This is a genomic window from Cyclobacterium xiamenense, assembly GCF_042140265.1.
In the GTDB taxonomy this organism is placed as follows: domain Bacteria; phylum Bacteroidota; class Bacteroidia; order Cytophagales; family Cyclobacteriaceae; genus Cyclobacterium; species Cyclobacterium xiamenense_A.
Map to the genome: position 1 here is coordinate 4,202,869 of NZ_CP159481.1, position 25,856 is coordinate 4,228,724.

At 50.0% G+C, this 25,856-nt stretch carries 18 protein-coding genes; 2 read left to right on the top strand and 16 right to left on the bottom strand.

Annotated elements, in window-relative coordinates; all coding sequences use genetic code 11:
- Positions 1-12: 12 nt before the first annotated feature.
- From ABWH99_RS17065 to ABWH99_RS17120, 12 genes are all read right to left on the bottom strand, one after another.
- A complete protein-coding gene (locus tag ABWH99_RS17065; protein WP_375583035.1) occupies positions 13-1,038 on the bottom strand; it encodes a nucleoside hydrolase in 1,026 nt (341 codons plus the stop codon).
- Positions 1,039-1,972: 934 nt separating this feature from the next.
- Entirely contained in the window at positions 1,973-3,232 is a 1,260-nt protein-coding gene (locus ABWH99_RS17070) for a hypothetical protein (RefSeq protein ID WP_375586594.1), read from the bottom strand.
- Between the two features lie 83 nt (positions 3,233-3,315).
- Positions 3,316-4,719 (bottom strand): neutral/alkaline non-lysosomal ceramidase N-terminal domain-containing protein, encoded by a 1,404-nt coding sequence (locus ABWH99_RS17075; protein WP_375583036.1) that lies wholly within the window; start codon positions 4,717-4,719, stop codon positions 3,316-3,318.
- A 72-nt stretch (positions 4,720-4,791) separates the two neighbouring features.
- Entirely contained in the window at positions 4,792-5,406 is a 615-nt protein-coding gene (locus tag ABWH99_RS17080; protein WP_375583037.1) for an amidohydrolase family protein, read from the bottom strand.
- 161 nt (positions 5,407-5,567) lie between these two features.
- On the bottom strand, positions 5,568-6,488 hold the full coding sequence (locus tag ABWH99_RS17085; protein WP_375583038.1) for an amidohydrolase family protein: 921 nt from the start codon (positions 6,486-6,488) through the stop codon (positions 5,568-5,570).
- Positions 6,489-6,650: 162 nt separating this feature from the next.
- Positions 6,651-7,994, bottom strand: a complete 1,344-nt coding sequence (locus ABWH99_RS17090) for a DegT/DnrJ/EryC1/StrS family aminotransferase (RefSeq protein ID WP_375583039.1) — start codon at positions 7,992-7,994, stop codon at positions 6,651-6,653.
- Positions 7,995-8,080: 86 nt separating this feature from the next.
- Positions 8,081-10,747: a hypothetical protein gene (locus tag ABWH99_RS17095; RefSeq protein WP_375583040.1), complete on the bottom strand. Its 2,667-nt coding sequence runs from the start codon at positions 10,745-10,747 to the stop codon at positions 8,081-8,083.
- A gap of 267 nt (positions 10,748-11,014) precedes the next feature.
- Positions 11,015-12,415, bottom strand: a complete 1,401-nt coding sequence (locus tag ABWH99_RS17100; protein ID WP_375583041.1) for a neutral/alkaline non-lysosomal ceramidase N-terminal domain-containing protein — start codon at positions 12,413-12,415, stop codon at positions 11,015-11,017.
- A 52-nt stretch (positions 12,416-12,467) separates the two neighbouring features.
- Positions 12,468-13,931 carry a hypothetical protein gene (locus tag ABWH99_RS17105; protein WP_375583042.1) on the bottom strand — a complete coding sequence of 488 codons (1,464 nt, stop codon included), beginning with the start codon at positions 13,929-13,931 and terminating at the stop codon, positions 12,468-12,470.
- Positions 13,932-14,060: 129 nt separating this feature from the next.
- A complete protein-coding gene (locus ABWH99_RS17110) occupies positions 14,061-15,506 on the bottom strand; it encodes a RagB/SusD family nutrient uptake outer membrane protein (RefSeq protein ID WP_375583043.1) in 1,446 nt (481 codons plus the stop codon).
- On the bottom strand, positions 15,469-15,831 hold the full coding sequence (locus ABWH99_RS17115) for a hypothetical protein (RefSeq protein WP_375583044.1): 363 nt from the start codon (positions 15,829-15,831) through the stop codon (positions 15,469-15,471). The genes ABWH99_RS17110 and ABWH99_RS17115 overlap by 38 nt, the downstream gene beginning before the upstream one ends.
- Positions 15,832-15,844: 13 nt before the next feature.
- Positions 15,845-19,015, bottom strand: coding sequence for a SusC/RagA family TonB-linked outer membrane protein (locus ABWH99_RS17120; RefSeq protein WP_375583045.1), 3,171 nt, complete (start codon positions 19,013-19,015; stop codon positions 15,845-15,847).
- A gap of 241 nt (positions 19,016-19,256) precedes the next feature.
- Here ABWH99_RS17120 and ABWH99_RS17125 point away from each other — a divergent pair, with 241 nt between their 5' ends.
- Positions 19,257-20,939, top strand: a complete 1,683-nt coding sequence (locus ABWH99_RS17125) for a LamG-like jellyroll fold domain-containing protein (RefSeq protein WP_375583046.1) — start codon at positions 19,257-19,259, stop codon at positions 20,937-20,939.
- A 118-nt stretch (positions 20,940-21,057) separates the two neighbouring features.
- On the opposite strand, the gene ABWH99_RS17130 is transcribed toward ABWH99_RS17125, so the two are convergent.
- A complete protein-coding gene (locus ABWH99_RS17130; RefSeq protein ID WP_375583047.1) occupies positions 21,058-22,356 on the bottom strand; it encodes an amidohydrolase in 1,299 nt (432 codons plus the stop codon).
- A gap of 212 nt (positions 22,357-22,568) precedes the next feature.
- Here ABWH99_RS17130 and ABWH99_RS17135 point away from each other — a divergent pair, with 212 nt between their 5' ends.
- Positions 22,569-22,904: a c-type cytochrome gene (locus ABWH99_RS17135; protein WP_375583048.1), complete on the top strand. Its 336-nt coding sequence runs from the start codon at positions 22,569-22,571 to the stop codon at positions 22,902-22,904.
- A gap of 53 nt (positions 22,905-22,957) precedes the next feature.
- Here ABWH99_RS17135 and ABWH99_RS17140 read toward each other — a convergent pair whose 3' ends face one another.
- From ABWH99_RS17140 to ABWH99_RS17150, 3 genes are read right to left on the bottom strand one after another with little or no spacing between them, the layout of a single operon-like run.
- Positions 22,958-24,322 carry a hypothetical protein gene (locus tag ABWH99_RS17140; RefSeq protein WP_375583049.1) on the bottom strand — a complete coding sequence of 455 codons (1,365 nt, stop codon included), beginning with the start codon at positions 24,320-24,322 and terminating at the stop codon, positions 22,958-22,960.
- A 36-nt stretch (positions 24,323-24,358) separates the two neighbouring features.
- Positions 24,359-25,444 carry a dipeptidase gene (locus ABWH99_RS17145; RefSeq protein WP_375583050.1) on the bottom strand — a complete coding sequence of 362 codons (1,086 nt, stop codon included), beginning with the start codon at positions 25,442-25,444 and terminating at the stop codon, positions 24,359-24,361.
- The gene (locus tag ABWH99_RS17150) at positions 25,441-25,830 is read right to left on the bottom strand and encodes a RidA family protein (protein WP_375583051.1); all 390 of its coding nucleotides are present in this window, start codon (positions 25,828-25,830) and stop codon (positions 25,441-25,443) included. The genes ABWH99_RS17145 and ABWH99_RS17150 overlap by 4 nt, the downstream gene beginning before the upstream one ends.
- Positions 25,831-25,856 lie beyond the last annotated feature (26 nt).

Here is a 25,856-nt window from a genome sequence, read left to right on the forward strand (position 1 = left end):
AGAACCGGGGGATTAGTAAGGAGCCGGGAGTACGTAATTCTCCATGCGGTAATAGAAGTCCTGCATGATTTCATCTTTTCTAAAATTTTCCCAAACGATTATTTTCCTGTCGTTGCCAGGCCTTTCCCTCCATTTTCCATCTACCAAAACAGGTGCGGGTACCGTCTTCTTTTCCGCCCAGGCCGGGTTTTTTAAAATGGCCACCGCTGCCATATCAAACAATGCCCGTGTCCCCGCTGCATCAGAGGTATGGATGTGTTCGTAGAGGTTCACCGAATAGTCCCCAAAATACACAAAGGTACCCCCGTGTCGTCCTTCCACAGGAGAATCAGCTTTGGGACCTTTTCCGGGCATATTGGCCTTGATTTCGGCACGGTTTGCGGTGACCGCAGCCGTCCCGGAAGGTTTGCCGTACCTGACAGTCACCATCTCAAATGGCACATCCATGTTCAATACATAGTTCAAGGAGGCCCGATCATTGTCCTGATTGTACTCCCCGGGTTCCGGGTAATTGGAACCTAACCAAACGATCCGCACTTTTTTGGCGATCGATGGGTCTTTTTCCAGAGCCAGAGCGATGTTCGTAAGTTTGCCCACGGGCAATAATACTAGCTTTTCCTTGCCTGCCTTATGTGCCTGGTCGATGATGAAATCGACCGCCTCCGCCCCATCAAAATCTGAAGCACTGATACGGGGTAGAATTGCTTCAAACGAGGCGTTCGCTCCTTTGAGCAAGGGGATCTTTCCATATACCTTACACAGTTGCATGACCCTTTTGGCTTCCTGGTACTGCGCGTCTATCGCTCCTCCGCTTTGGGTAGCATTCACCGTAACACCCACCACATCAAACACGTCTCCGTTAAAAAACAGGTACGCCATGGCATGTTGGTCATCCAATTCGTTGTTTGCATCCGTATCCAGGAGAACCCGTATTTTAGACTCATCTGACTGCTGACAACTACTTGAGAGGGTAAACATGAAAAACAGACTAATTGAAAAACACAATTTTACTAAGATTACCGTTTTTTTGCGAATCATTTTCTGAACGTTTTTTTGGAATAATTCTGTTTCTGAAAGCGTGGGACCTGAGACTTGTTGCGAAACGAACGGGTTCCCGCTTTGGGGATCTTTTTTACCGCCAGATTTCGGAAAAAACTACCGTCTAAGGACCGGTGAACCTCTCGCGCGCAACGGAACGCCGACCCCCTATCTCGATTAAAGAAGAAAGAACGATACCATTGACTACTGCTAAATACAAATAGCTTGCCCGGAATCCAAACGAGATGATAACTATCTTTGCTCCTTGTTGAAAAAAAAGGGGCCATTTTTCAGCGGGGATTCGCTGGCTACCAGCGATACCAGGCTTGGTGGTACCTACGCCCTTCGATCGGAGGTCCTGCCTTTGCTGCTGCGCAAACAGCACCCGGATCGTAGGAAAACTGCACAAAACCTTTTTTCCTGAAACCCGCCCGGTCTGTCCTGCGGGGTTTGCGGTAGTGGGACGTTTCGGGACGTGACCGGTACCGGTTCCAACTTCGTTGGCCAAGTGCATTTCTCTACTGTTTTTCTGAGCCCGTAGAGACTTTTCCGCACCACCTCCACCGTCATACAGCTCGTAAGCACGAACGTCAAGCCCATCCGCGCTGCTTCGCGACAATGACCGGGATCCCTAGAATATTCTTTGTAGGATTCCAGGGACTGGTCAATTTTTTGGGTTGAAAAACCAAAAACGGCCCCACCCACCCCCGCGGTATACACGCGGTTATTTTTAGAAAGCGCAACCACTGCATCCTGATGGTATTCGCTTACGCCCTGATCCAAAAACAACTACCTCTCTTTCGATCCGCCCTGGACGGGAGCATCAGCAGCCGGTACCATCCTGTCGGTACAAAAAACCGATGCGTCGAGAACGATTTCCCTCCTTTCGCTTTCCTATTTTAATCCTTCCAGAGTCCATTCTTCAAGCGGATGCTTACAAGGGGTCCTTGATTTTGATCAGATCTTGGAGAATTCTGCCTTCCTTTTCAAATCTCGCGAGGGAATAGATGTAACCGTCCTTTCCGATGGCGATGGAATTGACATAGGTAGGAATGCTCCCATCCGCATACAGGATCGGGCCGTGATCGATGTAGTTGCCATCTGGTATTCGGAACGTAACCAAATGCAGGTTTTCGAGACCCTTCGCTGCTCCCTTTGAAATTGATTCAACACCTTCGACCCGTTTTCCATTTTTGTAGATGGGTCCTCCGGTCAGGTAGTAAATGGTGTCCGTGGCTACACAGTGATCAAAACCCAGGTATCCGTAACTGAACTGGTCAAACATTCCGCTTTGTCGGGAGGGTTCAGAAACGATTCGTTCGACAAGTACTACGGTTTTTTTTATGGGATCAAACCGAAACAAATACCCGGAATTCCCATGCACACCATAAGCAACTTGTTCGGACTCGTGCCAAAAGATCTTTCGCCAGTTGTACGCCATGCTTCCCGGCCGGGTCGGATCATACTGCCCAAAATAATCCAAACGCAGGTGTACCTCCGACTCCAGCAGTAGTTTTTTTTGTCCGGGGTCGTACCGGAAAATATCTCCTTCGGCAGTGGAAAAATAAACGCTTCCGGATCGGGGATCTACAAATAAAGAGCGGCATAGGGTCCTGAAATCCTTGCCGGGAGTTCCCGCCTCTCCAAGGCCGGAAACCGGCCCCAGGTCCTCTAAGGTCTTCGCTTCGATATCGTAATGGAAGAAACGCCCCGTAGGCCAGGTGAGGCCATAAATCTGACCGCGGTCCAGATCCAAGGTCATGGACAATATTCCTTCTCCCCCAGGTAACACTAGCAAATCCTCCACCTCCCGGCTGGCCAGATCATAGGACAAAAGATGTCCTCCGGGATAGGCGCCAACACCTCCTGGCGGATTGACCGGCATCCGCTCGATGCCGTCAATCAGTTCATAAAAGCCAATGTGTGTACCAAAGTACAATTTTCCCGTTTTTTCATAAAAGGACACATGGCTTTTTCCCTGAGGGACAGCATTCCTGGAGCCTTCGCCGCAAAGTTCGGTCAAATCTCCGATGTACACGATCCGATCCTCTCCGGGTTGGTATTCATAGAACCGACCCCCCGTTTCCAAAGATTCGGAAGAGAGGATGTAATATATACTACCGTTACTTGCGCAGGAAATGGCGTTGTAGGTATCGTGAGCCAGATTAAAACCTGAGAAATATTTTTTCGCCACCAAGGGGCGGACCGGATGATTTGTCGTGTCAATTGCCATAATAAACGGGTCCAATCTGTGTAAATGGGTATTTTTCCAGCGTTTTAATTGGGTAGCAGACCGGATGACACCTTGGGAACGCCAACCTGCTCTGCTAGGCGAAGAAATTCATGCAGAATCTCAATTTCAAGGGTAGCCGCCCAGGTACTGGGCATTCCATAGACCATTTGGGAAGAAGCTCCTTCGTAGCCCCCCTCCCGGAGGATGGTGGTGGAGGGGATGTAGCCCATTACATCATTTGAGTAGCCCATTACCACCAAATCCGGTCCAAATACTTTTTTGAGTTCCAAGGCATAAGCCACTACCGTTTCCCCTCCCAGGGTCATGATGGGCTGATCTCCCAACTTCCAAATCTGAACAGGAAAGGGATATTCGGTCAAAGCCGGCAACCCTTTTTCTCGCTCTTCTTTCATCCGGGTAGCCCACCGTTTCTGATAACCTGAAGCAGAGGAAATAAATGCCGTAAGCGTCTCCATACTTGGGGGAGGACTTAGGGCCAAATCGATCTCAGAATACCCTGTTTGGATACCTGAGGCAATGGGCCTCATCTCTTCGCTCAATACCCGTTCCACGGCGGCAGCGAGACTTTTACCGTATTGTTGCGCCAGAAAAACCGTTCTGCGCGGAAGGGGGTTTTGATCCGCCCCAGCACCCTGAAAAAAGAGGGCTACAGCTCCAGGATAAGTTTTCTCCAGTTCAAGTTGGGCAAAGCCCGGATAATCGCCGGAAATCGAGTAGTCTCCAAGCACTGTCGGGTGACAGGCATAGCCAAATGCAATGGCGAGGATTTCGCCAGCCGTATTGGCTACCTTGATTACCGGTACCGCATAGTCGTTGGGCCCCCGTAACTCCGTTTGCTGTAACAGGCTGCTCTCTGAATTGTTTCTCCGGTTAACCTGAAAACGGGTCACGCCATTTTCTACAAACAAATGGGCCGGTTGAAGCGAATCCATCGCTTCCGCCACCAGGCGCAACATGTCGGCAACCAGGTCCTCGGAATACTCGCTTACCCGCTTCTTCTGTTCCCCATCCATGGGGTAGATATCAGAAAGGGAATTTCCGAGCACCGGGCCGGAATGGGTATGGGAACTGTTGATGATGATCTGGGATTTTTCAAGCCCGTACCTTTCTTTCAACCCGGATCGAATGCGGTCCGAAAGGCTTTTCGGCATGCCGAGAAGATCGGAGGTGATCAGGACTACTTGCTTTCCGGAAACATCCTCCAGGGCAAGCGCCTTGATCCAAATGGGATGAAGTACGCTTTCTGACGGATGATCCCTTCCGCCATACCCGGCGAGCCAGATCGGATCCTTCGGTGTGATGTCGATTTTAGACACACCTGCCTTCCATTGCAGGGAATCCAGGTCTTTTCCTACAAGGGCATGTGCGGCCGTCCTACCGAGTAAGGCCACGGAGAATATCAATACTAAAGATGTTATTGTTTTCATGAGTTAATTTGGTTTAATCTACTATCCTTTATTTCTACGCCTGACTGAAGCGGTGTATTGGGTTCTATTTTTTTAAAGTCTCATAAACCTCATAATATTACCTGACATTAGATCCTGCCGGATCCCAGGACTTGCCTCTTCTTCGCGGAGAGCAGCAATCCTTAAGGCCCCCGTTCTGTAATCCAGAATGGGCGAATGACTGCCGAAGCCGAATTTTTCTTTTCCAAAGGTGCTGATCAATCCTCCCAGGTCGATTATATTCCTCCCGGAGGTATCCATGAAAACGTTAGCCCTCTTGATCAAGGACAAGCCTTCCGGTTCCATGGCGGTACTATTGGCAATATTTAAAATCATAAATTGGCCATCCGGAACCGCTTCGATGATGGGCAAAATATCCTTCAATGTCCATTCGTCGGTGATGTCCAACCAGGAACTCGGTCGGCTGTCCACCATTCGCAAAGTGAGACCGACAGGCACCCCCCTATCACGCGCTCTTTTAACCAACTCGACACAACGAGGATTGGTCAATTCATACCGGTGGTATTTGGGAAATAGTCGAATCCCTTTCATTCCTAATTTCGAAATACTTTCTTCCATATCTCTTTTCCAACCCGAATAGATCGGATTGATGACGGCGAAAGGAAGTAATCGTTCCTTCCACCGTCCGTTCGAAACGGATCTCAGCATGCAGTTCCTGGTTGGCAGCTTGTGTGTTTTTATAAAAAATACCATTCATGTTGGTAACCAGGGAAATATCCACCCCAAACTTTTCCATTCGCTCAACGGCGGATTTACAGGAATTATTCGTTACCTGACGAAAAGGCCAATGACCTACGTATGCGTTGCTATCAATCCACATTTTTTCCTGATTTTTTTAGAATCGAGTTGTAATTATCAAAAAATATCTTTTTTCTCTGATTTTCATTTAATTCGGCTGCCAAAACATGGCCTACACCTTGATAAAAACTGTTATCGCACCCAAATAATAAGCGGTCTTCACCCAACTGCTCCAATGCAAAAGAAATAATGTCTGCCTCATTGTTGCTACCAGAAAGGTCCACGTATACATTGCTATACGGTTTTACGGCCTTGCAAGCGTCCAACCAATCTCCTCCCCCTCCTAAATGAGCTAGTTGAAACATGGCTTCGGGAAAGCGTTCCGCAGCGATAACAAAATCCTCGGGGGTAGAAACATTTTCAGGCTCTCTGGCATCTAAAACTACCCGTGATCTGCCGATTCCCATATGCATCAAAATGATCATCTTCAAATCGATGAACTTCTCAATTATGGGATAAAATAAAGGGTCGCTTAATTTAACGTGGTTGTATAGCTTCAATCCAACCATCCCATGATCCATACACCGATCGATTTCATCCATCGATTCTTGCAGGTAGGTCGGATTCAGCGTGGCCTGTCCAATGAAACGATCAGGAAATTTTGACACCGCATCTAGTATCAGGTTGTTGCATCGAACGAATTCTTCCGGCAATCCCTTGCTTCCCGGAGACATAGGTCTGGAAATAACCAGCTTTTCGATGCCAAGTCGATCTGCAAAATCAATCTGAATTTCAGGGCTGTCGGGGCTAAAGTAAACATGGGCGTGGGAATCAATTTTTCGGTACTTGAGTACTTCATCCATCAAATCCGTGGCTTCATCCAGGGTCTTGCCTGTACCTGAAAAACCAATCAAATCACTACCCAAGGCAAGGCCGGAAGCAGTGGCCGCAGCGTGGGAAAAGAATTTTCTTCGGGTAATATTTTTAGACATAACCGTTTTTATTTAACGCGAGAAAGGAGTTCAATCCTGCCGGACAGTTGTTTTCAAAAGCAAAACCAGACATTGTGTTTCGATTCACCATCCGCTTACGTGCCAAACGAAAACTTCCTTTCATACAGTAGTCATTCACTTCCTATCACTCTTTTCGGCGGATCAGGATTTAACCAATTCTCCGGCATGGGTTCTTATTTTTACCAGAGCCTCCGCGATTTGCTCCATATCATTTTTGGTTCCGAGTAACATGGATTGTGTAAACCATATTGCCTGTTCGCAAAGTAAATCGTTCTGGGGACAGCTACTGGTTTCAACCCATTCCTGCATGGCTTTTTCACCATATAGCTTCAAATAGTGCCTGTTTTTTGCCAAGCGCTGCACGTAATCTTCTTTATTCATACTTCGATACCCACCGGAACAAGGAACACCTTCCGCAGCCAGCGCTTGCAAAAACCTCGACCGCGGCATGTCGGCAAATTCACGCTTGTCGTATCGGAACATGTAGAGATGATAGGCACTTTGGGTTACACCCGGATACAATTTTGCTGGATAAATCCCGGGAATTTCATGTAACAACTCCGTAAGATACGTTGCATTAAGGGAACGTGTACTGGCCTGACTCGACAACACGTCCATCTGTGTCGTCAATAAATTACCCTGAAACTCTGTCATCCTCAGATTCGACCCCCTTGTGGATCGATAGGTACTTGAATCCGAATCGGTTCCGCGGCTCTGATTTTGGAAATTAAACGCATTTCTTGCGAACGCATCATCATTGGATAGAACCGCCCCGCCTTCTCCTGAATTTAGGTTTTTACTCGATTGAAAACTGAATGCGCCGGCCATTCCAATTGTCCCCACTTTTTGTCCCTTCCACTCAGCCAAATGTGCCTGACAAGCATCCTCGATGACTGGAATATCGTGTCTGCCTGCAATTTCCATGACCGTGTCCATATCGGCCGGAGATCCTCCGATGTGGACGGGCATAATAAGTCTGGTATTTCGAGATATTGCCTGCTCGATTTTAGTGGCGTCAATTTGAAAACTCTCTAAATCGGTGTCTACAAATCGCGGTAACGCGTAATTCAACACAACAACGTTATAGGTGGCAATGAAGGTATATACCGGAATGATTACTTCATCCCCTGGACCAATATCCAACACTCCCAAAGAAGTGTACAGGGCGTTTGTCCCGCTGGAAACCCCTAAGCAGTGTTTGGCACCAGTCAATTCCTTAAATTTATTTTCAAAAGTAGCCACCGAATTTCCACTTAATCTACCCCATTTTTTGCTTCGCAAAACGTCAACCAGCCCCTGCTCATCACTCCTTCCCGCAACAGGCCAACCCGGAAACTGATCCGGGTGTGCCTTGGGCCCGCCCAGCAGAGCCGGCTTCTTATTTTCACTTGGGAGGTACGCAAAAGCAGGTCCTCCGAGGGTAACTCCTGCACTAGCCAAGGTCATGGTGCTTAGAAATTTTCTTCGGTCTAGGTGACAATTCATAGTTTCTATCGGTTTTAGTATCCTTTTGACGAAAATAGTCCATCGTGTTCCTCCCAATGTGACCAAATTTTCGGTTTACGCTGCACTTAGTCAATGGATTCCATCCAGACCAGTTGGTCATTTCGAACCGACGCAGCGGCAAAATGGCCAGTGACGAGTTGAATCCCCTTCGCCGTCTCAAATGCTAATGTACCGGAATCATCACAGGACATGATATAGTCCCTGCCGTCGAGGGTATCGATGGCGATGATGCCCGATCCTTCCAGGTAGGTTACATTTTTCACGAAGGGTAGGTTTCCTTCAAAGCCCTCAAAAACTGACATAAACGTCTTGAGGCCTTTCCCTTTTGTCCTTCGGACAATGTAGGGGATGGTCGCACCAATATCTGCATTCTTCCAGTCCCTCTGGCCCCAACCGGAGGCGAGGAATACCCTTTCTCCGAGCTGTCCCACCGACCAGGCCGCGGCCGTTAAATCGGCCCCAGCTTTCCATTTGGCAACCCATACGTGATTTCCCTCGGCGGTTTTCACTGCCGAAAAGTCGTAAATGGAGGATTCTTTCCAGGAGCTTGTCGGTATGCCATTTATTTCGTGAATCTCTCCGGTAGCATGAAACACGTAATCCTGAATTTCCCCACCCGCTACCCGGAAAAAATCTACCGCATAATTATGACCGTTTCCGTGATCAACCAATACAGAAGTACGCTTGTAGGTACTTGCTTCGACATATGCCGAGGAAGCCATCTCCATTATCTTTATTTTTTCAAAGACTTTGTAATGCACCGGTTCACCTCCCCTACCCGCTTTGATCTGGTCTTTTTCATTCAGGACTACTGTGTTATGTGCCAGGGTCCGTATGTTTTGAGATTTCTTGGGATGGTCCCATAAATACCCGAGGTCCGAGAGCAATTCTTTTCCCTTTTTCCAGTAGTAAAGGTTTAGGCTGTCTTGTTCATGGTGAATTCCCCAATGGCTTGCACTTAGCAACAATAAACTTTCTCTGCCGTCCTTACCGGAGCGCAAATGCCCTATCCGAAGGTGCGGAGGGCACCAATCCGGTAAATTCAACGCCTCATCTGCCCTTCGCTCAAGACCAGGGATACGGTAATAAAGGGAAAAAGAAGAAGATCCGTTGGGTTTGGTAAGATCATACGGCAAGGTAAGAACAGGATCTACCGTGGTGGGATTGAACGAATTATTGAATAAAGACGATCCGCTATGGAGAGAGAGCGTTGGTGTACATAATGCTTTCAAAAGGGATCGGTAGGAAGCCTTCTCCGGATAGTTGGCTACCATTAGCTCTACATACGCCACGTCAAGTCCCGTGGTGGTAAATGAATCAGCATAGGGCGGGAAAGCTAAATCTCCCTGCAAGCCATTGAAAAAAGCCTCCCAAACACGGTGATAGTTGGTGTCACGATAAAGGTTCAGATCATCCATGCGGGTTCCTTCATTATCCCTGAAACCTGCTGGGTCCGAATAGCCAAGGGAAGCCTGGGCCATATCCCAAATTCCCCCCAAGGTCATCAGGCCGTAGAAAGGCGATTCGCTGGTGGCACCGTCAGGTAAAAACCATTCATCTACCGTCTTTTTGAATCCCTCCAGTCCAAACCTGAACAAGCCCGGATGTCCCAAACACCTTCCCACCAAAGCCACCGCAGTCCGGTTGCTTACCGATTTGTTATTCAATCCTTTGTCCCCGACCAACAGCAGCGTGCTTTCCAGCAATAAATCCCTTTCAATAGCTATTTTTTCAGTGGTGGAATACACAGGGCGACCATCCGGATAGCCTGCGTTGCAGGTAAGATCATAGGCAGCGACTGTTTTTCTTATAAAATCTGATTCCAAACCTACACCGCTCGCCCTTCCGGCACTCCAATATCCGGTCCAAAGACGATGGTCAGGCTTATTCGGGGGAGGACACAATTCAGGCCTGGGCAGATTATTGATGGTCATAGCCGCTATCTTCGGATCGATGTCTGCATATTCACCGTATCCTACATGAACCAGCCAATTCGGATAGCAATGAGCAAGGCGAAGCAAAATTCTGCGACAAGCCAACGCATATTCCAGATTTCCAAGGAGCTGAAAACCCTCCGCCAGCGTCTTGCTAAACCCTGCTATCCATTGAACCTTCCGGGATCGTATATTCGCACTGAAAGCAGGTCTGCCTTCTCTATACCCAAAAACCGGAAACGGTTCTCCTCCGTAGAATTTGATCGTTTGTGGTTTGCCCCAGTTGGTTTTTAAAACAATGTTTTCGGGATAATGACTGTTTGGAAAAATCTCGCCACATTCCGTACAGGTTATTTGTTGGGGCAAGGCCACATCCCAATGCCACAAACCATGGGGATGGACGGGCATTCCTTTCTCTCTGCAAGAAGGACAAGGCGTCCACAATGGGTCCCCCGGTGTGGTCTCTTCGATCATCATTTCCAAAAAATCATCCGTAATCAGGCCTAAGTGATTCTCTATGACATCCTGAATCCTCGTAACGTGTGCCTTCGCCCAACCATACTTGCTGATGTTTTCCTTTGCAATGGCGACATTTTGCTCCTTGATGGTCAGACAGGGGTGTTGAACCGAAGTCCTGTATTTCTTCCAGTCGGACCAATCTAAAAGTGGATCGGCAGGGGAGCCATGCGGTATCCGGGGCATGCGCTCAGAAAACAGTGGCTCGCCAAGATACATCCCCATGCTCCATACCGAAGCCTGCTTTAAAAATTCTCGTCGATTTTTGGGCACTTTTGTCATGGGATACAACTAATTCATTTATCCGATCATCCGATCCCTGTCGGACGACTACTCAATCCCCATCACTACAGGGTTAATTTCGGTGAAATAGGCGGTATTACTGATTATTTTCATGCAAAGCGAATCCACAAGCCTGTTGGGTAGCTATGTCTTGGTAAACTCCTTTTACCGAGAATCTCCTGAAAGAGATAGCGGCCATTGATTGGAACTACCAAAAACAAATCGAACCGGCGAGGATCGAATTCCCCCTCATAGCCGGGTGGACACCTATTGAATCAAAGGATACTCCTTCGCCTTTATCCCGATGTTTACTGCCAACTTTACTGCCTCCGACAGGATGCGTTCTTCAATATCGAAGGCCCAGGGAGTCGTAAAGATGGGCGAGCGCGTCCCCTCGTAGCCCCCTTCCTTTAACACGGTCTTGGTAGGGATGTAGGCCATGACATCGTTGGAATACCCCATAACGAAAGTTTCCTGACCGAATAGCTTTTTCAATTCCAGGGCGTATCCGACCAACAATTCCCCGCCAAAAGAGAAAAGGGGCTGGTCTCCCAATTTCCAAACCTGGACCGGATAGGGATAGGACGTGATCAACGATTCGCCCTTATCCAGTTTGGCGATTAAGACTTTCGCATTTTGCTTCAGGTATTCGGGATACCCGGAGTTTTCACTCGTAATGTCCAGCAATTCCTCCCGGCTGGGGGAAGGTTTGGCAAACGTCAGCTCAATTTCAGTATAAGCCGTGGCCAATTCACTTTCCAAGGGCCTCATTTCTTCGTGAAGCACCCGTTCTACCGCAGCGGCCAATTCCTTACCGTATTGTTGGGCCAGGGGAACGGTCCGTCGGGGCAGGGGGTTTTGGTCGGCACCTGCGCCCTGAAAGAAGAGCGCGGTGGTTCCAGGATACTGCTTTTCCAATTCCATCTGGGCAAAGCCGGCATAATCTCCTGAAATGTAATAGTCCGCTAATACAGTCGGATGACAGGCATAACCGAAAACCAGGCCCACCATTTCACCCTTCTGGTTCGCTATTTTCAATACCGGTACGGCGTAGTCATTTGGACCATTCAATTCCGCCTGATGTACCAGGCTGGCCTCCTTATTATTTCTCCGATTTACCTGAAAACGGGTCACACCGTTTTCGGCGTACAGATGAACCGGTTCCAGCGATTGTAGGGTCTGGCCTACCAAGGCAACGATTTTTTCCTCCAGATCTTCCGCATACCTTTTGATTTTATCCAGTTGCACCGGATCCAGTTGGAATTGATACCTGGCGTAATCGGTTTCGGGTCCGGTATGGGTATGGGAACTATTCAGGATCACCTGTTGCCTGGACAATCCGTACTCCCCCATTAGCCGATCACGTATTCTACCGGACAGTTCCTGCCGTATACCTACCAGATCGGTGGTGACAAGTACCGCCAGATTTCCGGAACGATCTTCCAATACCAGGGCTTTTGCCCAGATATCGTGCCGTATACCCTCCGAAGGGTGGTCCCGGGCAGCATATCCCGCCATCCACATGGATTCCTGCGGAGTAATGGACACGGAAGACACCGCGGCCTTCCAACCGGAAGTGGACTGCTGTGAAAAAGCAGGCTGGCAGATCCCGAAAAATCCGAGTGCCCAGATAAAGTAAAGGGGTAAGCGATCAGTCGTTGATTTCATAGTGCTGGGTTTTTCGTTGGTTTTCGAATGCATTCGCTGCAAAGGATCGGCCTCAACCGGTATCCTGTGTTTGCTTCACAGTTTTCGCGACAGCTCCGGCAATCCGGTCTTCGATATCTCCGCTCCATCTCCAGGCAGGATGCCCGTACTCGTCGAGATGCGGACCGCCCTCGTAGCCCCCCTCCTCCCATACACGTCTGGAGGGGATGTAGGCAGCCATGTAGTTCGCATAGCCGCATACCCAGGTCCGTTGGGGAAATTCCTGCTTAAACCGGAGTGAATAATCCACCACCGCCTCTCCTCCCATTCCGATAAACAGCAACTCTTTTCCCATCTTCCAAGCCTGCACCGGAAAGGGATAGCGATCGGAAAACTTTTCTCCGGCTTCAATTTTTTTTATCATTCGGTTCGCCCATCGCGCCTGCAAGGGACGGGTACCGCTGGCGATGGGTTTTAATTTCTCCAAATCTACCAGTGCTTCGTAGGCCAAATCCACATAGCTGAAGGCAAGCGATAGAACCGGTGAAATGGACTGCATCCTCGTGCGCAAGACTTCATCTACCGCAGTAGAAAGCATTTCTCCGTATTTTTGGCATAGCTCTACCTTTCGTCTGGGTAAGGGGTTTTGATCGCCACCACAGGCATTGAAAAACAGGGCTGCGGTGCCCGGGTATTTTTTTTCCAGATCGATCTGCGCAAATCCCGGATAATCTCCACACCAGGTTGAAAAATCCAGGGTGGTGGGATGGCAGGCATAGCCAAACAAAACAGCCAGGTAATGCCCTCCCGGTACCTTTGCTGCCAAAACCGGTACATAATGATCCACTGCCCCTTTTAACGGCAGTCCTTTGGCCAGCATCTCCGGGACCTCTGCCTCTTTGTTGTCTCGGCGATTTACGGCGAATGTGCAAGTTCCTTCTCCAAATAGGAGCTCGCAATCCTGCCAGTTGCTCAGGGCTTCTGCTACCGCTTCCATCACTCTTTTTTCCATCCAGGAGGTATATTCGGCCACCCGCGCTCGCTGCCTTTGATCGCTGGGGTAATAATCCACCAAATCGTCCTCTAAACAAGGCCCACAGTGGTTATGGGAAAACGTTAGCATGAATTCCGAACGCTCCAATCCGAATGCTCGGTTTGCCGCCTGGAAAAGCCTTTCGTACACGGTTTTGGACATTCCCATGTGATCCGTTGTAACCATGACCACACGTTGTCCCACTGCGTCTTTCAACGCGATTACTTTTACCCAGATATCGTGTATTTTTCCGTATGCCACCCGCTTTCTGCCATACCCCGCCAGCCAAACCCCATTGGTCGGCGTAATGACCGATTTTCCGATGCCTATTTGCCAACCTGCATGGGTAGATCCGACAGCTTTGCCAGGTTCCCCTGAAGCATAAATGTCCGGATTAGGGGGGGATTTTTCCGCTGAGAAGACGGGAATCGCAGCCAGGCCCAGTGTTCCTGTAGAGAGGGATTGCAGAAATTTTCGCCGGTCGATGGTCTGGTTTTTTTTCATGATTGATCTGGTAAATAGCCCGGAAGGATCCAAGGCTTTCGCGTCAGCCAAACCGGGTAAATCCCCCACTACCAGCTATCGAACCGATGCGTGGCAGTGGGGGATGACCATTGGGCTACTTGGTTTTTACTACTCGATCACTTCCAGCGGAGGCACATTGTTGGCAGCACCCGTATATCCCAGGTTCTGGTTGATTCTTCCCAGGGTGTTGGAATTGACCATGTCGTCGTCGATGGGCCACTGAAAATGGTAGGGCATGATGCGGGGACGCTGACCCAACAGGATGATTTCGTCGGATCGATCGTAGAAGTAATTCAGGTTCCTTACACGATCGTAATACCAGTTATTCTCGTGAAGGGTTTCCAGACTGTATCCTCCTTCGTTCCTGGCAGCCATGATATAAGACACCCGATTCAATTCGTTTTGTCGGGGTTCTTCGGCAAATAACTCCCTGGCCCTTTCGTCAAAGATGTAATCAATGGTCACGTCGCTCGCACCAATTGCAGGAGCGTTTGCCCGTTGCCTCACTGTATTGATATCGGCAGCTGCACCGGCCAAGTCGCCTTTCCAATAGTACGCTTCTGCTCTCAGAAGATAGGTTTCGGCGAGTCTGAAAATATACCAGTCACCGTTACTTCCCATGGGAATGCTGGTTTGGTCGGGCGCATTCGGGGAATAGGTTTTGTAAAAAGGAGAAGGGTACACCCTGGCCCAATACTCGGAGGGGATATCCATATTATCCGGGTCGAAGGGTTCCAGGTATTGGGAAGAAGCGGGGTTGTTGTAATACAATTCCTCCCGGTCAAACCAGTTAATATCGGCGCGTCGCAAATCGGGGGTAGTGGTGTAGTCAAAACCTGCTTCTTCCCAAATCTCGTAACTGTGCCAATCACTTAAGGCTACATCTGGATTGCCTCTCCCCAGAGAATCGTACAGCGGTCCCCTATCGATGGTCCCCCGGTTGCCGTCTTTGTCCTTCCCGATGGAGGAATGCCACCAGGAGCAGTTGTACACGCGCATGGTAAACAAGCCGGGGGTCCGTGCGGTCGGTGGTGCTTCCCATCTGTCTACGAAAGCCAAAATCGTCTCTGTATTTTGTCCGCTGTTTTTGTTGGCGTGCCGGTGAAGATCCCAGATTACATTTTTTTCAGGGTCATCTGCCTCCACACCAAAACGGCTGGTCATGAGCGCATAGGGACCGTTGATGACTCTACTGGCGGATGCTATGGCATTATCGAATTCCATGTTGGCCAGGTAAATCTTGGTCAGCAAGTGATCCCCCGCTCCCCTGGTAGGTATACCGGGGGCGGCCGAAACTGGTAAATGCTGGACAGCAAACTCCATATCCGCTTGGATCTGATCCAGAATTGCCCACCTACTGTGGGTCTGAAAATCAAGCCGGACTCCCCGCACCTCTTCTTTTAAGAAGGGCAAATCCCCATAGTTTCCGATCAACCGGTAATACCAGTAGGATCGGTGCCAATACGCTTCCGCCAATACTTCGTTTCGATCCTCCGGATCTGCCCATTCCAGATCGTCAATTCGGGAAATGGCCACGTTGGCGTTCTTCACCATTTCGGAAGATATCGTTGATCTGGGTGACAAACTGTTGGTACCGATCGGAATTGGGGGTAAGGGCCGTAAAGTCCATTTGAAGCCAGGGAACGCCAGCTTCGGAGGCTGCCCATTGGTGGGCCATGAAGTTCTTTTGGGCGGTTTGTTCCCTGGTAAGATCCTTCCGCATCGTTACCAAAAGCGCTTCAAAACCCGCCCGGTCAACAAATACGTTTTCTGTGGTAAAGAAGGACAGCGGCTGTGGCTCGAGAAAATCCTCGTTACAGGCTACGGTCGACAAAACCAGCAGCGGGAGTATAAACAATGAATTGATATATCGTTTCATCTCTTCGGCAATTTTACAGTGATAAATTAAAACCAACGGTGACTATTTGTGGCATGGGCAATAGTCCGGACTCCGGATCCCAACCCGGCCAACTGGAAAAGGTGGCGAGGTTTCGAACCGATCCAAAGATCCGCAAATTTTGCATGCCGTACCGCTGAGAAATCGGTGTGGGCAGATTATAGGAAAGCGAAACATCCTGAATCCTTACAAAAGAGGAGGATTTGTAAGGCATGACGCCCCCACCAAATGGAGAATCGTTTACACTTAACCGGGGATAATCGTTGGTCCGGTTATCGGGTGTCCAGTAGGGGTAGTTGGCGGTGCTTCTTCTATCAAAGGTAGACCAACCCGCGACAGAGGGTGAAAAGGCCCGGAGGTGTCCCAGGTCGGCCCGGATAAACACCGAAGCCGTGAAATTTCGGAGAAAGGTAATGTCATTCCGAAAACCTATTCTGTGCCTCGGCTGGCTGAACCCTATGAATTTTTTATCTTGTAACGCTTCGTACAATCCGTTTCCATCCACATCCTCTGCTTTGATATCTCCCGGACTGAGGTTAAACTCGGCCGCTTGCTGGGCCTCCTCCACCTGCCAGGTACCTAAAATATTGTAGTCCCAGACCACATCGATGGGCTGACCGATAAACCATTCGTTTTCAAAGTCCGGGATCTCACCGACGATCGATTGTCCCTGAAGGGTATACTCCCCGGTATCTCCAAACAAGGAGATGATTTCATTCCGGTTCATGGAATAGTTGACATTGGTTCTCCAACTGAAGTTCGGGCGATTGACGGCTACCGCTCCCACCGTGGCCTCGAAGCCTCTATTGGCCAGCTCGCCAATATTGGTGGTCACGTTTTCAAAACCTGTAACCCGTGGAAGCGAACGGTCCACCAGGAGATTAACCGTGCTCATGTCGTAATAATCCAGCGTCAGGTTGATTCGATTCGCCAAAATGCCGATATCAAAACCCAGGTTATAGGATTCGGTTTCTTCCCAGGATAGTCCCGGATTCGAAAGGGTTGAGGTAAAAATCCCCATCTGCACCTGGGAACCGTTGAAATACTGGTTGCTACCCATTTGGGCAAAGGAAGAGTACGGACCGATATCACGGTTTCCATTGACACCCCAGGATAAGCGCATTTTAAGCTGATCGATCAAGCTGGAGTTGTAGAACGCCTCGTCTGAAATCTGCCAGGCAAATGCAAGGGCCGGAAATATGGCCCGGGGATTCTCCCGCCCAAATGCGCTGAAACCGTCTCTGCGCAGGGAGCCCGTGAATAGGTATTTTCCCATGAGGGTGTAATTGATCCGACCCATTAAGCCGTCACCGGTATAGGTGATGTCATCCGTATTGATCGTAGGATCGCCGCCAAACTGCATCCCGTGGAACCCTAAAACCGAGCTCGGTAGAAAGGTTTGGTTGGCCATACTGGAACTGTATATCCTGTTTTTCTCCAGGTTGTACAGGAAGGTAACGTCGAAACTGTGGATACCGAATTCCCTGTTCCATTTCAACAGGTTGTCCACCATCCACTCGTAAGTATTGGACTCAAAGCGGGTTGCTCTACCTCCGGCAAAGGTTTGCCCACCTGTAATGGTCTCTGGAGACCAATAATTGTAATCCCTTACGCTTTCAAGCCTTGGCTGGTAAGAAGACCGGAAAGTGATCCCAAACGGAAGTTTGAACTCGGTGTAGAGTGCGGAAAAAAAGCTGTTCCGCTTGTGGAAACGATCCTGACCCAGGTAATTGATCAATGGATTTTGTCCACCAATATAGCCATGAGGAAACCACTTGACGGATCCATCTTCTTCGTACATTTGTGCATAGGGACCGGTTTGGTACATGCCCGTGAGATTGGCTTGCACCACACTTTCGTCCCGGGAAGAAAACTGGGAATTCAGCCCCACCTTCATCCAATCGGTCAGCTCAAAATCCAGGTTTACCCGGGAGCGTATCGTGGAAAACTTATCCCCCACAATGATGCCTTCGTTGTCAAGGTATCCCAGGGACCAGTAGTATTTCACTTTATCCGTTCCGCCACCTACACTGAGGTCGTATTCCTGCCGCAAGCCGGGCTTCATTACTTCGTCTCGCCAATTGATGGTCTCCCCTGCCAGGTAAGCCTCTACCTCGTCTGGAAAGAAATTCAAACGCGATAGCCACTCTCTGGTGTCATCCGGGTTCGGATTGTTGTTGGAGGCCCGCCACTGCTCAAGCGTAACACCCTCGGGCAATTCTTCGGGACTGAACCAAAAATAATCAGGCTGGGCCTGCCCCAGTGTACGGAAATAGTCTCTCCTGAAATCCAGGTAACCCTGCGGACCACGGACGGCGAAAGCGTCGCTGGTCGGTCCTGCGACTCCCAACTTGGTGGTGAAATTAATCGTTGGTTTGCCAGCGGTGCCCCGCGTGGTAGTCACCAAAATCACCCCGGATGCCGCCCGTGCCCCGAAAACGGCCGCGGAACTGGCATCTTTGAGTATATCCACGGATTCAATATCGTTGGGATTGATATCCCTAAGACTTCCATTGAAAATCACCCCGTCTAAAACAACCAACGGCTCCGTACCTGCACTCAATGAGGTGGGCCCCCGTACTTCCAGGGAACTACCGCCTGCCGCTGAGGTACCCTGGTTGGCATTAAAACCAGCAACGGTTCCCGCCAACATGTCCGTAAGCTGTACGTTACTTTGATTTTTAAAGCTCTCCGGGTCTACGCGTACCACCGAGCCGGTAAGGTCACTTTTCTTCACCGTTCCGTACCCGACTACCACCACTTCCTCCAACTGCGTCTGGTCTGCCACCAGATCCACATTGATAGTGGTACGGTTGCCTACCCGTATTTCCTGGGTCAAATACCCTACGAAGGAGTATACCAATTCGGCATCCTCGTTGGGAACACGGATGGAATAGGAACCGTCGATGTCGGTGACCGTACCGGTAGCAGTTCCTTTGATCAGAATGTTGACCCCGGGCAAGCTTTCTCTGGAAGAATTATCGAAAACCTGCCCGGTGATCTGCGTCCCTTGCTGCGCGCTGACAAAATTTGCCGGGCCCCAACAAAGGAGCGTTGCAATCAGGGAGAGAAATAAAATTTTTGGGGGAATCGAAATTTTCTTCCCCTCTAAGCCGTCGGGCAACCGTTTCGCCCGACTGCTAAGCATTGCGTACTGATGTTTCATGATGTAGTGTGTTAAAGGGTGGACAAAAAGTTAAATTAGGTTTAAGGCTATTCGTTACGTGTACGTTACCTTAAAAATAAAATTTTATTCAAGAAGATCAAAATGTTTTACATCTATTATTTGTTGAAAAATAGCAATAGTAAGTTTCAAGAGAATATTCGAGATAAAATCTTAGCCAAGTATCGATTTGTTGGTTATATTGGTAACTCCAGAAGGAAAAATAGCCTGAAACAACCTAGCAATGAGCCGACATTTTTATCAAATTTTACCGTTTCTATTACTCCTTTTACTGATCAATGCCTGCAACGAGCCGCGTGCTCTTTCTGTAGACAAAGGGCTGTTTGCACACTGGGAATTTGCGGGGGATGCCAGGGATCGCTCAGGAAAGGAAAGGCACGCCCTCGTTCGGGGCGAAGTCAATTTTAATGCTCAGGGGCCAACGGGGCGACCGGGTACTGCTGTGGAATTTACCGGGTCCGAATCCTGGCTTGAGCTTCTCTCGGATCAATCACCCGAACTGGGAACCGAGGATTTCTCCATAGCCCTTTGGGTAAATCTGGGTGAAAACGCAGGGGATTTATCCGGCGACATCCTGAGTCAGTTTGATTCCGTAAACCAAACGGGATTTCACCTGAGTACCAAGACACAGGCGGTCACCACCAGTCTTGCCAATTACAACCAGGTTCACTTTGGTATTAATGCCAATCAAGCTTCGGACTGGAGGGACCATGGCAGTCCGGACAGTACCCTCGGAGCATTTTCGTTGACAAGCTTCCAGGGATCGCTGTATGCAGGACTATCCCACCCTGAAAAGGGCAAGTCAGGAAATGTGTTCCGCCTGGATTCCCTGAATCGTTGGGTGGACTGCGGCTCTCCGGATGCATCCAACAGCGTCATGGCATTGGCGGTCTTTAACGACGAACTGTATGCAGGTACAGGCAAGTACCGATTTGCGGGATCCTCCCTTCCAGAATCCGACAACCTGAACAAGGGAGGCAGAATCATGCGCTATGGAAAAGATAAGAAATGGATCGCCGCGGGAGAATTGCCGGACACGGAGGCCATCGGCGGTCTGGTCGCATATAAAGGTGCCCTGTATGCAAGTTCGCTTTACCATCCCGCCGGGTTTTTCAGAATGGAGGAAGGCCATAACTGGGTAGATTGCGGCACCCCGGAAGGAAAACGCGTGGTTGCTTTGGCGGTATACGACGGATACATTTATGCGTCCAGCTACGATAGCGGAAACGTCTACCGCTACGACGGACATTCCTGGACCAATTGTGGCCAACTGGGGGAAAACACGCAAACCTATTCGTTTGCGGTGTATTACGGCGAACTGTATGTGGGCACCTGGCCTAGCGGGAGGGTGTACCGCTTTGATGGGATCGATCGTTGGACCGATGTGGGCCGGCTGGGAACCGAACTCGAAGTGATGGGCATGTTGGTACACAATGGCACCTTGTTGGCCGGCACGCTCCCACTTGCTGAGGTGTACGCTTACGCCGGGGACACCACCTGGAAAAAACTTACGCGTCTCGATCGTACGCCCGATGTACGGTACCGCAGGGCCTGGACCATGGCCGAAAATCAGGGCACCTTGTATTGCAGCACGCTGCCTTCCGGAAAAATATTCGGTTTTGAACTGGGAAAAAATGTACTCAGTCCAGGTCCACTCAAGGAGGGGTGGCACCACCTGGCAGCGGTACTATCAAAGAACAAAATCGCTCTCTTCCTGGACGGCGAACAGGTTGCCCTTTCGGAATTTGAAGATGGCGAGCGTTTTGAGCTAAATGCCCGTGTGCCTTTACGAATAGGCTTTGGAGCGAATAATTATTTTAAGGGAAAGATGGCCAGCCTGCGCCTGTATCGGCGGGCACTGAACCCCCGGGAAATTGCCTTTTTATCCGATCCCGGTACCTTGTAAGCTCCCGAATTCACCCGGTAAACCGCACCCATCACCGGGTAGTTCGGGTCGGCAGCGCTATTTCAGCATTTCGGATCGAGCGGACGGTACCAGGTACGAAACATCTTCGCCCATTCAATCAATTCATTTCCAGGTAATCCACAGCCAACTGACTCAACGCTTTTACACCCAATACAAAACCACTTTCATCCAGGTAAAAATCGGGGGTATGGTGGGAAGGGGCGATCTCCGGATCGCCGTCGGCGGGCATGCCGCCCAGAAAAATAAACAAGCCGGGTCTTTCCTTTTGAAAGAAGCTGAAGTCTTCTGCCCCGGTGACTGGGTCGTGTAGCCAAACGTTTTCACTACCCGCCACTTTCTCCAGTGTTGGCCGCATTTTTTCGGTAAGAACCGGATCGTTATGGGTCACCGGGTACATCTTTTTTATAGTGACCTCCGCGGCTGCTCCGGCACTCAGTGCGACGTTTCCTGCTATTTCCCGGATTCGTCGGTGAATCAACGTTTGTTGCGGCTCGCTGTAGGTACGAATGGTCCCAATCATCTCCACCGTTTCCGGAATGATGTTGTGCCGAACCCCTCCGTGGATTGCACCAATGGTGACAATGGCCGGAATCTCAATAATTTTCACGTTCCGGCTAACGATCGTTTGTAGGCCCATGACGATTTGAGAGGCGGTGACAATGGGATCGACGGAGGACCAGGGGTAGGCTCCGTGTGCCTGCCGGCCTTTCACTAGTATTTCCAGGTTGTCTACTGCCGCCATTGCAGGACCGGGTTTGTATTTAATAACGCCAACCGGCGTTTGGGAATTGATGTGCAGCCCAAATACCGCTGCCACATCCTCCATCACGCCTTCTTCCACCATTTGCTTGGCTCCCCAGGTGCTGACCGATTTGTCCTCCAATCCCTCTTCTGCCGGTTGAAAAATAAATTTAATCGTCCCTTTCAAATCCTTTTTCATGGAAGCCAGTACCTCAGCTGCCCCCATCAGAATGGCCACGTGGGAGTCGTGCCCACAGGCATGCATGACACCGGTCTCCTGACCATTATAGGTTGTTTGCACCTGCGAGCGAAAGGGCAACTCGTTTCGTTCCGTGACCGGTAAAGCATCCATATCTGCCCGTAAGGCCACGGTAGGTCCGGGCTTCCCTCCCTTCAGTATACCGACCACGCCTGTCACGGCTACTCCTTCCTCCACCTCCATTCCCAGGCTTCTCAGATGATCTGCAACAATACCCGCCGTGCGGGTTTCTTCGTTGCCCAGCTCCGGATGGGCATGAAAGTCACGTCGCCAGGATATTACCTTGTCTTCGACCATGGAGGACTCATTGCTGATTCGGGAATCCAGATCGCCCTGGGCAAAAGCAGGCATTATTCCGAGGCAAATACTGAGACTAAGTACGATGTGTTTTTTCATGGACTGACCTTTGGAATCAAATTTAAAAAGTTTTAGCCGTTCCGCCGGATTTCCCATAAGTTATTTTCCTTAAAAATTACCGATAGTTTTATCTTTTTTTGGTAATTTTAGGCATGCAGTCGGTCCATCTGGGTAAAATACTGTTTTGGTTGGTCGTCGGGTGTTGGCTTGTTGCCTGCGGGAGAAATGAACCAGCCGATCTTTCGAGCGCAGTGGATCGAAGAAAGGAGTATATCCGAAAGATTCCCGGGAAAAACGACACCGTCCCGGAACAGGTCGTTGCCAGGGGTGAGGTGTTGATCGCCTATTCCGACTGTTACGATTGTCACCGGGAAGAAAAAAAATCCAAGGGACCTGCCTTTTCAGACATTGCAGAACGGTATCCGATACAACCTGCTTACCGTGACCTGCTCGCGAGAAAGATTATTAGCGGGGGTTTTGGGTCCTGGGGAAATCCCGTGATGAGTCCGCATCCAGAGGTCAGTATGGAAGATGCCCAGACCATGGTGTACTACATTCTTTCCCTGAAATACCGTCCCTTACAGTAACAGCTTCTTTTCTCCGCAACAAATCAAAACACACGACACCGGCCTGCTTTTGCTTAGTGACTCGAAAGCCAGTCTATCATTTTCATCCGTAGAATCTCCTCGGCCTCCCCATCCAGGTTACTGATCCGACAACGCCAGGTTTCGTAGCCACCCAGTTCCAATGCCTTCGCCGGCGGCAGATAACCAAGATTACCGTTTGCCAGACCCACGGTGAAATAGGGTCGGCCAGCGCTGGCTTGCTTGATTTGCAACCCTGTTTCAGCGAATACCTCCCCTGCCAGGGCTCCAATCCTTCCGGATCCAATCGAGAAGAGCTGGACCGGGCAGGTTGCCACTTTGGCGAACTGAGCCAAAAGAATCTGCTCCCTCGCGTACAGAAACCGAAGCCCTTCCGGGGTAGGAATTAAGTGCTCAAAATCTGCACGTGCCACCAGATCCTTTGCCTGCAGAAGGGCTGCTTCATCCGGCAGTCGGCGATTTACCCGAATTTCCTCGTACCGATAGCTGAGCTCCGGATCGGTTTCCCAGTGCAAAAGATCCAGCTGGGCCAGCACCTTCGCGGCCAGTGCTTCCCCGATGAATTTACTTTTGGAAAAGTGTGCTTCCGGATAGTGTTTTTCGTTCCGGAAATCCCAAATATTTACGTCTCCGCTGGTACCATTGGATAGCATGCCCACAAAGGATTCTTCTGCTCCCAATTGCTGCCGGAGGGCTTCACTGAATGCACCGAAATAATCGGCGGTGATGGTGCCATTTTCCCAGTCTCCCACGTAATGCAGGGAATAATTTGCCAGCAGACCGATCCATTCTCCCTGTATGCCCTGCACAGCCAGGAAGCCCAGTTCCGGATCCGGGTCGGAAACCGGACCAATTATCTGGTTTTCGGCCCCAAAAGGATTGGTTTTTAGGGCATCTCTTCCTCCGGTGACGGGATTGCGTGGGTAATAGTCCTCCTGCATCCAAAAACGTCGGCAGAGCAGGTGTTCCGGCGCCTGTGCGGAACCAAAAGCCAGCCTGGCAGGCTGTTTTCGTTTTGCCGCCTCCTTTACCGCACGGGCAATACTAAGGGGTATTCGCTGACGGTAACTCAGGTCTGCAGGTACCAGATGCACTTCCTCAACCGAACCTGCCGCATGGGTATGGGTGCTGCTAATCAGGATGGCACCGGGGGGCACCGACAGCTCCTCCTGGATCAATCCTTTGGCTTCATCGATCAGTTCCTGGCCCATCACGCAGATATCGACCACCACAATTACGAGTACCTCGCGGGCCGTTTCCAGCCAGAGTGCTTTTGCGAAAAGCGGATCGTGAATGGATCGGGCATAATGTGTGACAAAATCACCGTTGATTATGGTTCCGAGGGGAGGGGTAATGTCCAAACGAGCTGCCCCAGCCAAAAGATTGAAAGTCAGGTTCATCGAAAATAGGGTTTACGTAAACAATTGTTTTGGGACTTATTCCGGAAGCGCCTCTCCTAAAAACCGGAGCCAATTGCCATGAAATAGATTGTCTATATCCTCTGAGCTATAGCCTCTCTTATCCAGAATTTCCTCGTATTTCTGCAAATCAGCGATGGAATTGAGGTCCCAGGGAGACTGCTCGGTACCGAAAATCCCATCCAGATCGCTACCGATACCTACATGCAGACAGTTGCCGGCCAGCTGGCAAATATGGTCCCAGTGATCCACCAGTTTTTCGAGACGGATATCCAACTGCCAGGGATCCGATACGGTATCGATAAAACGAACGTCCAGGGCCCAACAGTCCAGCATCCCGCCAATGACCGCTCCTCTGCTGATCAGTTTCTTTAGCTGCGCATCGGTAAGTTGCCGCTGATTCGGTACAAATTTCCGCACGTTGTGGTGACTCGCCCAGATGGGGCCGGCGTAGGCATCTATGGCCTGTTCAAATCCTGTATCGGTCAAATGCGTCACGTCGAGTATCAGGCGATACCGTTCCATGGCCTGCAGGAGTTCCTTTCCCAGCGCGGTGAGCGGGCCTTCGGTTTTGGTACCTGGTGCATACCTACCCGGACCAAAATGGGAAAGTCCAAGTGCCCGCAGTCCATAGGCATACGCTTTCTCCAGGTAAGACAGGCTTACCAACGAATCCGCCCCTTCCAGATTGAGCAGGTAGCCAATAGGTTTGTCTTCGTCGGGAATCGATTCGTCCTGCCAAAGGGATACCAATTGGTGCAAATCGGATCGCGTGTTAATCTGCTTCATTTCCCCCAAGAGCTCCATTTCCCGGTACCAGGCCAGTTGCGCTTGCGTCATCGCCCATGCCTGCTGGGGAGATCTCCAACCAGGCAGCGGGGAGTCTGGTGGGGAATACCGAGCCAATTGGGTGGCTACCACCACCCCGATTCTGCCTTTTCGCAATTCGGGAAGACAAACGGTCCCCCGTCCCCGGTCCGGCTTATCGGACATGTGCATCTCCGCTTTCCTGATTTCGGACAAGGGTAAGCGCAAATCACGGTTCCATTCGATGGCATTCATGGCCAGATCCAAATGGGCATCCACGATCAATCTTTTTTTCATGAGGCTTCGGGTATGCTGGCAATACAGTCAATTTCCACCTTTAGCCCTTCCGCCAGCACCGACTGTACCGTGATGCGCGCTGGCTTGATTGCGTTAAAATAGCTGGCATAGACCGTATTGTAACGATCAAAATCGCGAATATCGGCCAGATGTACCGTGCACTTTACGATCCGATCCATGCTTCCGCCGGCGGCTTCCACAATTGCTTTGATGTTTTCCAACGTTTGCCGGGTCTCTTCCTCAATGGTGCCCAATTTAAAGGTAGATGTTTCAAAATCTACCGAAGCCTGACCGGAGACATACAGCATGCCACCCGTGAGGATGGCATCCGAATAGGCACCGGTATCAAAGCCCTGAGCGCGTTTGGGATGTGCGATTTTTTTCATGATTCTTTTCTATTTGTATGAAACTA